At 53.2% G+C, this 12,805-nt stretch carries 10 protein-coding genes; 1 reads left to right on the forward strand and 9 read right to left on the reverse strand.

The genetic code is table 11. From position 1 onward, the window contains the following. Positions 1-153: 153 nt before the first annotated feature. Positions 154-1,425 carry a tyrosine-type recombinase/integrase gene (locus tag ACNQ6O_RS15045; RefSeq protein WP_418054000.1) on the forward strand — a complete coding sequence of 424 codons (1,272 nt, stop codon included), beginning with the start codon at positions 154-156 and terminating at the stop codon, positions 1,423-1,425. A gap of 14 nt (positions 1,426-1,439) precedes the next feature. On the opposite strand, the gene ACNQ6O_RS15050 is transcribed toward ACNQ6O_RS15045, so the two are convergent. From ACNQ6O_RS15050 to ACNQ6O_RS15090, 9 genes are all read right to left on the reverse strand, one after another. After that, positions 1,440-2,366 (reverse strand): branched-chain amino acid ABC transporter permease, encoded by a 927-nt coding sequence (locus ACNQ6O_RS15050; protein WP_418054001.1) that lies wholly within the window; start codon positions 2,364-2,366, stop codon positions 1,440-1,442. Between the two features lie 49 nt (positions 2,367-2,415). Continuing rightward, on the reverse strand, positions 2,416-3,303 hold the full coding sequence (locus tag ACNQ6O_RS15055) for a branched-chain amino acid ABC transporter permease (protein ID WP_223133352.1): 888 nt from the start codon (positions 3,301-3,303) through the stop codon (positions 2,416-2,418). Positions 3,304-3,396: 93 nt separating this feature from the next. Further along, positions 3,397-4,611 (reverse strand): ABC transporter substrate-binding protein, encoded by a 1,215-nt coding sequence (locus ACNQ6O_RS15060; protein WP_418054002.1) that lies wholly within the window; start codon positions 4,609-4,611, stop codon positions 3,397-3,399. Between the two features lie 65 nt (positions 4,612-4,676). Then, the gene (locus ACNQ6O_RS15065; protein ID WP_323751007.1) at positions 4,677-5,405 is read right to left on the reverse strand and encodes an ABC transporter ATP-binding protein; all 729 of its coding nucleotides are present in this window, start codon (positions 5,403-5,405) and stop codon (positions 4,677-4,679) included. After that, a complete protein-coding gene (locus ACNQ6O_RS15070) occupies positions 5,402-6,211 on the reverse strand; it encodes an ABC transporter ATP-binding protein (RefSeq protein ID WP_418054003.1) in 810 nt (269 codons plus the stop codon). The genes ACNQ6O_RS15065 and ACNQ6O_RS15070 overlap by 4 nt, the downstream gene beginning before the upstream one ends. A 142-nt stretch (positions 6,212-6,353) precedes the next feature. Beyond that, positions 6,354-8,000 (reverse strand): fatty acid--CoA ligase, encoded by a 1,647-nt coding sequence (locus ACNQ6O_RS15075; RefSeq protein WP_323751009.1) that lies wholly within the window; start codon positions 7,998-8,000, stop codon positions 6,354-6,356. A 259-nt stretch (positions 8,001-8,259) separates the two neighbouring features. Continuing rightward, on the reverse strand, positions 8,260-9,546 hold the full coding sequence (locus tag ACNQ6O_RS15080; RefSeq protein WP_418054004.1) for an ABC transporter substrate-binding protein: 1,287 nt from the start codon (positions 9,544-9,546) through the stop codon (positions 8,260-8,262). Further along, complete coding sequence (locus ACNQ6O_RS15085; RefSeq protein ID WP_323751011.1) at positions 9,543-10,892, reverse strand: sigma-54 dependent transcriptional regulator; 1,350 nt, start codon at positions 10,890-10,892, stop codon at positions 9,543-9,545. Before ACNQ6O_RS15085 ends, ACNQ6O_RS15080 begins: the two co-directional genes overlap by 4 nt. Beyond that, complete coding sequence (locus tag ACNQ6O_RS15090) at positions 10,885-12,606, reverse strand: sensor histidine kinase (protein ID WP_418054005.1); 1,722 nt, start codon at positions 12,604-12,606, stop codon at positions 10,885-10,887. Before ACNQ6O_RS15090 ends, ACNQ6O_RS15085 begins: the two co-directional genes overlap by 8 nt. Between the last annotated feature and the right edge of the window lie 199 nt (positions 12,607-12,805).

The raw sequence follows: 12,805 nt of genomic DNA on the forward strand, positions 1-12,805 counted from the left end.
CGTTGTGAAGACGCAGGGTTCGGCACCTTGTCCTAGAATTTACTTTAATTTTATATGGTAAACTTATTGAATTGATCGGCATTTAGGTCAATGCTATGTTCACGGATTTCGCCAGTTCCGTGTTTGTTCGAAAAGAATTCAGACAGGTTTCAAATGCCATCATTTTCAGGACATCCACTTTTTGATACCGCCGAAAACCTTGAAGACCAAGGCGATTTTCACCGGCACCCCTCAATACCAGAGTTCTTTGAAAGCCTGAGCATCTCCGCAGAATTGTTGCTTGCGGACTACGCGATCACCCGCAAGTTTCTTCTCAAATACTCGGATGTCCAGGGCACCTTCGTTCGCTTCCGCTCCGAGGTTCAGCGCTTCCTCAATTACCTTTGGGTCACCTCGAAACGCACCTTAGTGCAAACCGACTCCGACGTGATGACGGCGTATTTCAAAACCCTGACCATGCCGCCGAAAAGCTGGATCAGCAGAGGCATCTACTCCGCCTTCCAAGATCGCCAGGGACTTCGTCTGCCGAACGCACAATGGCGCCCTTTTGCGATTCGCACCACGAAAGGAGCTGCCGAAGACACGGTAAGCTACGCAATCACTCAAGCTTCGCTCAACGCCAGCAAGACCGCCCTTCAAACCTTTTTTAAGTACCTGCTGATACAGGACTATGTGCAGAAAAACCCGATGATTGGCATGCGCAAGCGAGACCAAAAGGTTCAGACCATTAATGATGTGGATACTGAAACCGATGTTCGGCGGCTTTCGGATATGCAGTGGGCTTATTTGTTGGAGTCGCTGTTGTTGGCGGCCGATGAAAACCGGAAATACGAACGGCACCTGTTCGTTGTCGTGACCATGAAGTCGTTATTTTTGCGGGTGAGCGAATTAGCGCCAAGGCAGAGGCAAAACGGATCAACAAGAACACCGGTGTTTGGCGACTTCAAACGCAAATTCGTGCAAGGCGAGGAATACTGGGCCTATTACGTGTTCAGTAAAGGCGACAAGGATCGCACGATCACCCTGCCAGATGAATACCTGCCCTATCTACAGCGCTGGAGAGAACACCTTGGTTGCTTGACCGCGATGCCGGTACAGGGTGACAACCACCCGATTCTGCCCTCGGCTAAAGGCGGAGCCTTAAGTAAGCGCCAGATCCAGCGTGTATATGAGCAGGCAATCATGCTAGCCGTCGAAAGACTAGACACTGAAGGCCGTTCCGAGGAAGCGCGACAACTCGAAAGCATTCGTACCGAAACACACTATCTCCGCCATACCGGTGCCAGCCAGGCTATTGAGGCCGGTGCCGACATTCGGCATATCAGCGAAGAACTTGGACATGCCAGCGCCGCCTTCACTGAATCCGTTTACGTAAACTCAGATCAGGCGATGCGGCGGTTCGCTGGGCGAAAACGGCGGGTTTAATGAGTCAAATCTACTCAGCTGACATTTTTTCTCAGCAACTTCTGTAATTCACCGACCAGCCCCTTTCGGAAAGCCAACACGCAGATCACGAACACTATGCCCATGACGACATGGATATAGTTTGCGAGAGGCCCGGAGGCGAGAACATTCTGCATGGAAACGATACTCGCTGCGCCAACAACCGGTCCCCAGATCGTGCCCATACCACCCAGCAGGGTCATCAAAACCACTTCGCCCGACATGAACCAGTGAACGTCGGTAAGGGACGCCAGCTGGAATACCAGTGCTTTGGTGGAACCCGCAAGGCCTGCCAGTGTGGCGGAGATGACAAACGTCATCAGCTTATACTGGTTTACCTTGTAACCCAGAGAAATGGCCCGTGGCTCGTTCTCGCGGATTGCCTTCATGACCTGACCAAAGGGGCTGTGAATGGTTCGGTAAATGGTCAGAAATCCAATAATGAAGACGGCCAATACAAAGTAATACATGGTCATGTTGTCGGTCAGGTCGATCAGACCAAACAAGTTGCCACGCGGGATGCCCTGAAGACCGTCTTCGCCGCCCGTGAACGGTGTCTGAAGGTAAAAGAAGAACGCCAGCTGGGCTAGCGCCAGTGTAACCATGGCAAAATAAATGCCTTCACGCCTAACCGCCAGTTTGCCGTAGACAAAACCAACCAGCGCGGACACAACAACGCCTGCGAGAATGCCAAGTTCCGGCGTGAGCCCGTAGGTGGTCATCACATAGCCGGTGACATAGGCGCCAGTTCCAAGAAAAACCGCGTGGCCGAAAGAAAGCAACCCGGCGAATCCCAGCAGCAGATTGAAGGCGCAGGCGAACAGAGCAAAGCAAAGCACCTTCATAAGAAAAACAGGATAAAAAACGAAAGGAGCGACCAGCGCTAGGCCCAGCAATACCAGGTTGAGCTTTTTGTTGTACATGTTTGTTACCTCACAACGAATCAGCGGCGAAAATGTAGCGCAGGGATTTCTACGCTTCCTTGCCAAACAAGCCGGCAGGCTTAACCAGCAGTACCAGCACCATTACCAGGAAGATCACGGTATTGGAGGCCTCGGGATAAAAGTACTTGGTGAGCCCTTCAACAATACCCATCGCCAGTCCGGTGAGAATTGCGCCGCCGATGGAACCCATGCCGCCGATAACGACGATCGCAAAGACCACGATCAGGATGTTCGCCCCCATGTCCGGGGACACGGTGTAAACTGGCGCGGCTAGCACACCAGCCAGTCCCGCGAGGCCAACACCAAAACCATAAGTCAGGGTAACCAGTAGCGGTACGTTGATCCCGAAAGCCTTCATCAATTGAGGGTTTTCGGTACCAGCACGCAGATAGGCGCCTAGTCTGGTTTTCTCGATCATGAACCAGGTGCTCGCGCATACCAGTAATGAGAAGACGATGATCCAGGCCCGATAGTTGGGCAAATACATAAACGAAAGACGCGTCCCGCCTCTGAGCTCTTCAGGCATTGGGTAGGACAAACCGGAAGAACCAAAGCCGTGGCTGAAGAGGCCTTGCAGTATCAAGGCAATGCCAAACGTGAGCAGCAGGCTGTATAGGTGGTCTTCGTTCGCGATGGGCCGGATCAGCACGCGTTCCATTAAAATTCCGAATGCGCCCACGGCCAGTGGAACCAGTACCAGCGCCCACCAATAGCTGATTCCCAGATAATTCAGGCCGATCCACGCGGCAAAAGCGCCAAGCATGTAGAGCGCGCCCTGAGAGAAATTAATGATCTTCAGCAAACCGAAGATGATCGCAAGGCCCAGAGCAAGCAACGCGTAGAAAGAGCCGTTGATCAATCCGATCAGCAGTTGTCCGAACAGGGCAAATAGATTGATATCGAAAAAAGTTGCCATAACCACACCCAACAGTAGCTAGAAGGAAGCCGAAGATTCCCTTTCTTGTCGTAAATCAGGGATGAAGGGGCAGGCAACCCTGCCCCGGTCAGGTTACTGATGGTTCAGTGCGAATTCACAACCACCATCTTCGAGCTTCAAGAAGGCGTCTTCACCCTTGATCACTTTCTCGATTTCGAAGATATCGTTCGGATTGCTACGCTCGGCAGCGGTCTTGATCCGAACCTGCAGCATGTCGTGAACCATTCGGCCGTCCATACGCAGGTAGCCGTTACGTGAAAAGAAGTCTTCGACTGGCGTTTCCTTCATCTTGGCCATAACAGCATCAGACTCGTCGGTGCCGGCTGCCTCTACCGCTTTCAGGTAATGCATAGTGGAAGAATAAGCACCGGCCTGTGCCATAGAAGGGAGTGTGCCGTCCATGCGAGCCATATAGCGCTTGGACCATTCGCGGGTCTGATCATCCATATCCCAGTAGAAACCGGTGGTCAGTTTCATGCCACCTGCGATGGCAGGATCCAGGGCCTGGGCATTCGGGGTAAACACCAGCAAACCGGCTACTTCAGCCATCTCGGTGACACCAAATTCCGCCGCTGTTTTAAGGGCGTTAACCATGTCGCTGCCGGTGTTGGCCAGCGCAATGACGTCTGCGCCGGAAGCCTGAGCCTGCAGGATATAGGAGGAGAAGTCGGTAGTAGCCAGCGGCGCACGCACAGCACCCACAACTTCACCGCCATTCGCCTCGATCACGCCCGTTGCAACAGACTCCAGTGAATGACCAAAACCGTAGTCCGCTGTGATGAAGAACCACCGGTTCTTGCCAGCCTCAACCATGGGTTTCACGGTTCCGTTGGCCAGCGATACCACGTCGTAGCTCCAATGCGCGTTATAAGGAGAGCAACCCTTGGTGGTGAATGCATGACTGGCTGGAGCGGCGATCAAAGTGATCTTTCCGGCGTCGCTCATGAGCTTGGTAACAGCTCCGGTTACCGAGCTGGCAACAGCACCATTAATAACATCAACCTGCTCGCTTTCAATCCACTGGCGAGCGATCGTGGACCCGATGTCCGGCTTGAGCTGGGTGTCTGCACCAACCACCTCGATCGGCTTACCGAGCACTTCACCGCCGAAATCATCGACAGCCATTTGGACCGCCTCGACGCTGCCCTGACCGGTGATATCAGAGTAGACACCGCCCATGTCAGTGAGGACACCAATTTTGACTTTGTCGTCTGACAAATTCCCGTGAGCCATGCCGGCAGCGGCAATCAAAGCAGTAGCAGCAGCAGTTTTGAACATCAGTTTCATAATAATCTCCAAACTCATTGTTTTTGTTACAGGTTGTGCTTCGTTCAGATAAAACATCCTCGGTTTTAGACGCCGAGGTAGGTATTCAACAGATCCGTCTTTTCGACAAGTTCGTGGGCTTTGATTTCGTCCACCATATGACCGTGTTCCATCAAGTAGTGACGGTCCGCGATCGGTGCAGCGAAGCGAAAATTCTGCTCTACCAGAATAATCGTCAAGCCACGTTCTTTGAGTTTCGCCAGCACGCCAGCGAGGTTCTGAACGATCACTGGAGCCAGACCTTCGGTTATTTCGTCCAGCAGCAGGATATTGGCTCCGGTACGCAGGATTCGAGCCATGGCCAGCATCTGCTGTTCACCACCGGAGAGGCGGGTACCCTGGCTTTTGCGGCGCTCGGCAAGGTTCGGAAACATGTCATAGATCTCTTCGACCGACATGCCATCTGAACGAACCTTGGGGGGCAGCATCAGGTTTTCCTCAACATTGAGGCTGGCGAAGATGCCGCGTTCTTCAGGGCAGAACCCTACACCCAGATGAGCAATCTTATGGGCCGGTACATTCAGGGTCTCCTGACCGTTGATCACGATAGATCCGGTGCGCTTACCGACCATGTTCATGATCGCCCTCAGGGTGGTGCTGCGCCCTGAGCCATTTCGCCCAAGCAGAGTCACCAGTTCGCCCTGGTTAACCGTCATGTCGATGCCATGGAGAATGTGGGATTCGCCGTAAAAAGCGTGCAGATCGCTGATTCGGAGCTTTTCGCGGTTGGATTGAACCTTCGTCGCCGTGCTCATACCGATGCCTCCACGACCGGGCCATTGTGTTCGGTGCCCTCGCCCTCAAGCTGATCTTCTTCAACGCCCATATAGGCTTCACGCACCCTTGGATCTGCCGATACGGTCTCGTAGTTGCCCTCGGTCAGGATCGCTCCGCGTTGAAGCACGGTAATGGTGTCGGAGAGGTCTGCGACCACGTTCAGATTGTGCTCGACCATCAGGATGGTGCGATCCTTGCCGACCTCTTTGATCAGTTCGGCAATCACACTGATATCCTCATGACCCATACCTTGGGTAGGTTCATCCAGAAGCAGCAGTTCGGGATCAAGCGCGAGGGTGGTGGCGATCTCCAGCGAGCGTTTACGACCGTATGGAAGGTCGACGGCCTGTGCATGGGAGAACTCCCGAAGGCCCACCGAATCCAGCAACTCCAGAGCCCGACTGTTCAGTTCGTCGAGAATCTTTTCTGAACGCCAGAAGGCAAAGGTGTCTTTTCTTTTTTGCTGCAGCGCAACCCGAACGTTTTCGAGTACCGTCAGATGCGGAAATACGGCCGAGATCTGAAAGGAGCGAACAATCCCCATGTGCGCGATTGAGGCAGAATCTTTCTTGGTAATTTCCTGACCGTTAAACAGCAGCTGGCCCCGGGTAGGCGTCAGAAATTTGGTCAACAGATTGAAGACAGTCGTTTTGCCCGCGCCGTTTGGGCCGATCAGGGCATGGATGGTACCCCGTTCGATTTTCAGATTAACGTCGTCGACGGCGGTAAAACCCTTGAACTCTTTGACGAGGCCTCTCGTCTCGAGGATCAGATCCTGGTTCATAGGTGTTCCTTGTTCTTATTTGTTGTTGGACATCGCCCACACCTCACCTTTCAACAACCGTCAAAAGGTGAGGCGAAGGGATGACTAACTGGCTGGTGAGTGCGTGCTAATGGCACTCAGAGGCATGAAGCAAGATTCAGTTTTATGGGAGCAATTCGCTACGAATTACCTTTTTATTGATTTTCCCAACACTGGTTTTTGGAATCGAAACAGCGAATTCAATTCGCTCTGGAATCGCCCACTTCGCAATTTCACCACTGTCGACAAACTGTCTGAGATGGTCCTTGATGGTATCCGGGGTGAGTTCTTCGCCTTCGCGAGGCACTATGGTAGCGACTGGACGCTCGTCCCAACGCTCATCAGGAATACCAACCACTGCCACCTCGGACACGCCAGGATGCTTGCTGATCAGGTTTTCCAATTCGATGGTGGAGATCCACTCGCCACCTGTCTTGATCACATCTTTAATTCGATCTTTAATCTGCAGGGTGTGTTTACTGTTAATCGAACCCACATCACCGGTATGGAGCCAGCCTCCTTCCCATAGCTCGGCGCTTTTTTCGGGTTCTTTCAGGTAGCCCTGAGTCAGCCAGGGTGCCCGCGCAACCACTTCGCCGACAGCCTCACCGTCATGGGGAACGTCGTTGCCATCTGCGTCAACGATACGAATATCAACCAGAGGTGTTGCGATACCGGCGAGAATTCGGGCGGCGCTCTGCTCAGCAACTGGCAGCGCACGTTCCTCATCGCTCAGGTTCACCATCGTGATGACCGGACAGGTCTCGGACATGCCGTACGCAGTTACGAAATTAATACCTCGCTCTGCCATCTGAGCCGACAAAGCCTGAGTGGGTGCAGACCCACCAGTGAGCATATTCCAGCCAGACAGATCGGTCGTCTTGGCTTCTTCGCAATTGAGCACCATCTGCAGAACGGTCGGGACGCCATGAGAGAAGGTAACGCCTTCATCACGGAACAGCTGAACCAGACGATTCGGCTCGTAACGGCCCGGATAGACCTGCTTAACTCCGAGCATGGTGGCGATATAAGGAACACCCCAAGCGTGCACATGGAACATCGGCGTCATCGGCATGTAGACGTCGTCGCTCCGCAACAGCGCGTTTGAATCGGAACTACCCAGCGTTATAGCTGTAACCAGTGTGTGCAACACTAACTGACGGTGGCTGAAGTAAACCCCTTTAGGGTTACCCGTGGTGCCAGTGGTATAGAAGGTTGTTGCAATCGAGTTCTCATCAAAATCCGGGAAATCATATTCAGTGCTAGCCTCAGCCAGCATCGACTCGTACTCGCCGACCACATTCAGGGTGGTCGAAGCGGCAGTCGGGCCGTCTGTCAGCTGGATAAAGTCACGAACCGTGTTGAGCTGAGGAGCAACCTGCTCGACCATCGGAAGAAAATCATCGTGAATCAGCAGAATGTCATCTTCCGCGTGATTCATGGTGTAAATGATCTGTTCCGGACTCAGGCGAATATTCACGTGATGCAACACAGCGCCGATCATGGGAACCGCAAAATAGGCTTCCAGATAACGGTGGCTGTCCCAATCCATTACCGCAACGGTATCGCCTGCACCGATTCCAGCTTTTTCCAAAGCATTCGCCAAACGTGCGATGCGCTCGTTCAGAGTCGCGTAGTCGTAACGAAAGATGTCGCTGTAAACGATTTCGCGGTTCGGAGAATAACGCTTACCTGACAACAACAGGCTTTTGATCAGCAGAGGGTACTCGTAAGCGTTTTCAGCAGAAGGAAGCAGTTTGGTTTTTTTCATGGTTGGCCTCGATTTTTTATTTGGGCTTTGCCGGGATAGAGCAATCCTGATGCCAACCTTAAAAAAAAGAATATTTCGCTGTTTTAGGCGAATAAAACCGAGATGAGTTTGAGAGAAGAGGAGTTATGAGCGGAAACCGCTCGGATTAGGCCGAACCGATGAGCGGTTTTCGCTCATCCCCTATCTGATCATGAGCGGCGTGCGCTCATGATCAGTTAGGATGGCAGTGACCGATCTCGATGCCTGACGGCTCAGCCAATCAAGGCTGAATTTCCGGCAGATAGATCTTCCAGTTACCCAACATGCGTTTAGCGGGCGGATAGTTTTCATTGGGCTCCGATTCGCCGATGGCAGTCACCTGCATTATTTGATGACTGACGGGATCGATCCATGACTGAAACCCTGGCGGGTCTTCGGGCAAAGGCAGTTTCAGTCCCTCGAGCGTCCGGCGCATCCCTTCAGCGTCGGTGGTCTCTGCCTGCCGCCAGGCCTCGGCAACCGCAAATATCGCCGCATAAGCACTTTCGGCCATGAAACTCGGATACCGGCCGCTGCGTCGGTGAAACTCCGCTACAAACTCACGGTTTCTCGCCGTGTCCGGCCAATTGATATGGTGATGCCCTGAAAGAATGACTCCGGGAGGCAGGTCATTTCCAAGGGCGGCAATCACATCGTAACCACCGCCAGTGTCAAAGTTGGCCAGACGGCTGACTTCTAACAATCCCTGCAAATGCGCCTGGCGTACAAAGTTGGCAAAATCATCGCCGAAAAAATTGGAGATCACGATATCTGGAGGCGAGATCAAAAGTGCTTCAATATAAGCTGAAAAATCCGGCTCCGAGGGCTTTGGATAGTACTCCCCGCTGATCTCGAAGGGCACATTGAGATCCTCCAGTCCTTCCAGCAAGTCCTCCAATGCCTGGTGGCCATAATCGTAATCGGGGCCGACGTAGGCTAGCGTGGTCCAAGGCTGCTCTGACTTCATTTCCTTCAAGTAGCGCGCACCGGCCCTCATCGATTGCCGGCTGTCATTGTTGACCCTGAAATACCACGGATTAACCGGTTCCTGCGTCAGTCTTGACGAACTGTGCCCTGCGCCAATGAATAGCATTTCCTGCTGTTGCGCATAAGCACTGATCTCCAGTGCAATGCTTGAGTACACCACGCCGCAAAGAACACTGACGCCCTGCTCTTCAACCAACTGACGAGCAAGGGTTGCGCTACGATGGCGCTTACCTTTGCTGTCTTCGAGAAGAACCTCAAGACGGGGATAGAGCTTAGACTCGCCAGCCTCCGTCAACTGATGATTCAATTGCTGAAGTCGGTCTAAAGCCATCCCGATGCCAACATCCGCGTCGCGCCCGAAAAACCCCATCGGCCCGGTCAATGGGTAAATGCAGCCAACCCTAAGCTCAGCTTCGGTCGGGGACGCCCCAGTCAAAGGCTCTTGCCCAGCGGCAGAGGCCAGCGAAGGCCAGAATCCCATGGCTATGCCCAAAGCCGCAGCCGACAGCCGCGTTAAATTCCAAACACCTTCAGGCTTCATTCGCTAATTCCCAACTTCTGCAGCCGTCGCTTCAGGGCATGGCGGGATATTCCCAGTTTTTCTGCTGCGGCGCCCTTGCGCCCACCCGCCTGATTCAGGGTTCTGAGAATGATATCCCGCTCGGTTTCTGCCAGACGCGATTCAATAGAGCCATCACCAGCGAGGATAGGTTGATCGGTCGGGTGCATTTCCGGAGGCAGCATGGAGAGAGTCACAACTTCACCGGGATAAAGCACCGTCAGCCGTTCCAGCAGGTTTTTCAGTTCGCGGATGTTTCCTGGCCAGTCGTAATCAACGAGGTGGGCCATAATATCCGCCTCAAACAACACCGGAGAACAGCCTTCACTGGCGGCCATTTTCAAACTGAAATGTTCGATAAGCAGCGGGATATCCTCCCTCCGCTGCGCCAACTCCGGAACCCGCACCGGCATCACATTTAGTCGATAATAAAGGTCCGCTCTGAAGTTACCCTCTTCAATCGCCAACTCCAATTCCCGATTGGTGGCCGCAATAATCCGCGCCTCTGCCTGATAAACGCGATTGGAACCAATGGGCCGGTAGGTATGGTCTTCAAGGAAGCTCAATAACTTAGCCTGAAGAGCCAAAGACATTTCGCCGATCTCGTCCAGGAAAAGCGTGCCCCCGTTCGCCAATTCAACCAGTCCTGAGCGTCGTTGGTGGGCCCCGGTATAGGCGCCCTTTTCCGCTCCGAATAGTTCGGCTTCGAGCAGTTGTTCAGGTAGAGCGGCGCAATTAACCTCAACAAAAGGACCGGATGCGACCTTTGAGAGTTGGTGGACCTCTCGCGCTACCGCCGTTTTACCGGTGCCCGAAGCACCCTGCAACAGCAGCGTTTTGGCACCACTTCGGGCGATACGGGTGACGTCTTCCTGCAGGCGTCGCATCGCCTCACTGCGGCCGATCAGGCGGGCTTCTCCTAGCTGGCGCTCACGGAGAAAACGCACTTCCTTGTCCAATCTGCAACGTTCCAATGTGCGTGAAATTAAACGCTTAAGCTCATGAATATCAAAAGGTTTGGTAATAAAATCCAAGGCGCCACTTTTGACAGCCTCAATGGCAACTTTGATATCCCCATGGGCGGAAAACATCACGACCGGACAAGCAGGCAACTGCAACTGCAATTGCTTCAATACCTCGAGTCCACTGAGATCCGGCAAACGCAGATCCAGTAACACCAGATCAGGCTGACGATCCAGCGCGGTTTCGATTCCATCATTACCGGTGTGGGCGGTTGCGATCCGGTAGCCATCGGCTCCCAGCGCTAACTGCAACGAGCGCACCAGGCGCTGCTCATCATCAATAATCAGAATGAGTGCATTATCCATGACTGTCCTTTGAAGCGTTGAAAGTCAACGAAACTCTCGTACCGGCTTCCGATTCGCTGCTTATTCGCAAATCACCACCATTAAGCTGTACCAAGCGTTTTGAAATAGACAAGCCCAGGCCGGTGCCCTGACTTCGGGTCGTGTAAAATGGCTCTGTAGCCCTGTCGAGTGCTTCAGCTACCATCCCGATACCTGTGTCGCTGACGTTAATAACCGTTTTATCATTGAGGGTCTGAACATCGAGGTTCAGCTCGCCCCCTTCAGGCATAGCCTGAATACTGTTGAGCGCCAGGTTCATCAACACCTGCTGAATCTGGTTTTCATCGACACACAGGGGCGCATCGAGTTCTCCTGAGAGACTCAAATGGATGTTCTCTCTGGCCGCGAGCGGATCGATCAGAGCGGCCAAACGCCGAAGTAGATCACCAGCCGTAACCCAAACCCGCTCAGGATCGTACGGACGAGCAAAGCTCAGCAGATTCTCAACGACTTCATTAACGCGATCGATCTCTTCCAGAACCAGCGTGATCAGTTCGGCGTTGCGAGGGTTATCGTCCTGAGGGAAGCTTTGCACGCAGACCTTGATCGTGGCCAATGGGTTGCGGACCTCATGGGCGATGCTGGCCGAAAATTCTCCAAGGACCGCTTTTTTCTCGACTTCAAGACGCGAATCAATCAGCGCTTGCAGGCGGCCGCCCATGCGGTTGAACGCATTGGCCATCAAGGTGAATTCATCATGCCCCTTAGAGGGGATATGAATATTCCAATCCCCTCTGGAAACCGCTTCTGCGCCCTCAAGCAACGGCCCAAATCGCCTTTTGGTCCGCAGAATGACAATCATGAATAACCCGATGACCAGCAGCACTGATACGCCCGCCCCCATCAGAAAGGCGGGGCGCCTCAGCTCTTGGCTGAAGTCCACATCCGGATGATGCTTGATCACTTCAATCGACCAGCCGGGAGCGAACTCTTCACTAAGCCAACTGGGCGTTTGATCTTGAGCAACTCGACCAGTAACCGTAAACCGTTGGCTTTCGGAGGTGCTTACCAGCGGGGTAAAACCGTCGATCTGTGACTGTTTTTTTAGCAACTCGGTCAAGCTGGAAAAACGAATATGCAATGCCACAAACCCGGGGGATTCCGTTTCGCCCGCGTTCATTGGGAGCGGCGCTGCCAACAGGAACCAGCCTGAAAGACCGGGCCGAGGTTCTTGGGGCCCGATTAACCAGAAATCAGCAAACTTTCGTCTGGGCAACCCATCCAGAGAAAGCTCCATGCCTCCCCAATAAGGAGGCCCCGACGATGCAACACCCGGTAACGCCGTTTGTAATTGCCATTGGGCGTCAAAGAAAAGCACGCCATAGATATCGAAACTGTCGGTTTCAAAGCTGATGAGCGCATGCGTCGGTTCCAGTTCCGAAGACATGGGATCCTCAGACACGAACCGCTCGATATTGGGCAAATCGGCAATCGTTTCTAGCTCGAACTTCCGTGCTTTCAGAAAACCAGACAGTGCAGCGCGGGTGGCGTTCATGGAATATTGAACTTTCTGCTCGCCTAAATCTTCAAGCAATTCGCCGGTGAATCGATCATAGAGCCAGGTGACCACTACCAGTGGAAGCACCGCTATCAATAACGCAATGACCAGGTAACGCCGTACAAAACTGTGGCGCCACAAACTGATTTTCTTTTGGCTTCCGGTAAGTTCCTGCACAGTCGAATCACTCTCAAATATTGGCCTGAGCCAGGTGGTTAACTCTCAAGTGACAAGCAATTTATGGGCCAGCGGGAGTGACTGTGTTGCTCTGGACACCCTGTGAGCATACACCCGCACGGCATCCCGGGACACCTGTAGCAGGCAGCATCGGCGATACTCTGAATAGACAGATTCCCATTGCAGGCAGATGTCAGGC

This window comes from Marinobacter sp. SBS5, assembly GCF_048285575.1.
GTDB lineage: Bacteria > Pseudomonadota > Gammaproteobacteria > Pseudomonadales > Oleiphilaceae > Marinobacter.

Excerpts from the sequence above, each read along its gene's own strand:
- ACNQ6O_RS15045 (WP_418054000.1), top strand. The coding sequence starts at position 154 with ATGCCATCATTTTCAGGACATCCACTTTTTGATACCGCCGAAAACCTT.
- ACNQ6O_RS15050 (WP_418054001.1), bottom strand. The coding sequence starts at position 2,366 with ATGTACAACAAAAAGCTCAACCTGGTATTGCTGGGCCTAGCGCTGGTC.
- ACNQ6O_RS15055 (WP_223133352.1), bottom strand. The coding sequence starts at position 3,303 with ATGGCAACTTTTTTCGATATCAATCTATTTGCCCTGTTCGGACAACTG.
- ACNQ6O_RS15060 (WP_418054002.1), bottom strand. The coding sequence starts at position 4,611 with ATGAAACTGATGTTCAAAACTGCTGCTGCTACTGCTTTGATTGCCGCT.
- ACNQ6O_RS15065 (WP_323751007.1), bottom strand. The coding sequence starts at position 5,405 with ATGAGCACGGCGACGAAGGTTCAATCCAACCGCGAAAAGCTCCGAATC.
- ACNQ6O_RS15070 (WP_418054003.1), bottom strand. The coding sequence starts at position 6,211 with ATGAACCAGGATCTGATCCTCGAGACGAGAGGCCTCGTCAAAGAGTTC.
- ACNQ6O_RS15075 (WP_323751009.1), bottom strand. The coding sequence starts at position 8,000 with ATGAAAAAAACCAAACTGCTTCCTTCTGCTGAAAACGCTTACGAGTAC.
- ACNQ6O_RS15080 (WP_418054004.1), bottom strand. The coding sequence starts at position 9,546 with ATGAAGCCTGAAGGTGTTTGGAATTTAACGCGGCTGTCGGCTGCGGCT.
- ACNQ6O_RS15085 (WP_323751011.1), bottom strand. The coding sequence starts at position 10,892 with ATGGATAATGCACTCATTCTGATTATTGATGATGAGCAGCGCCTGGTG.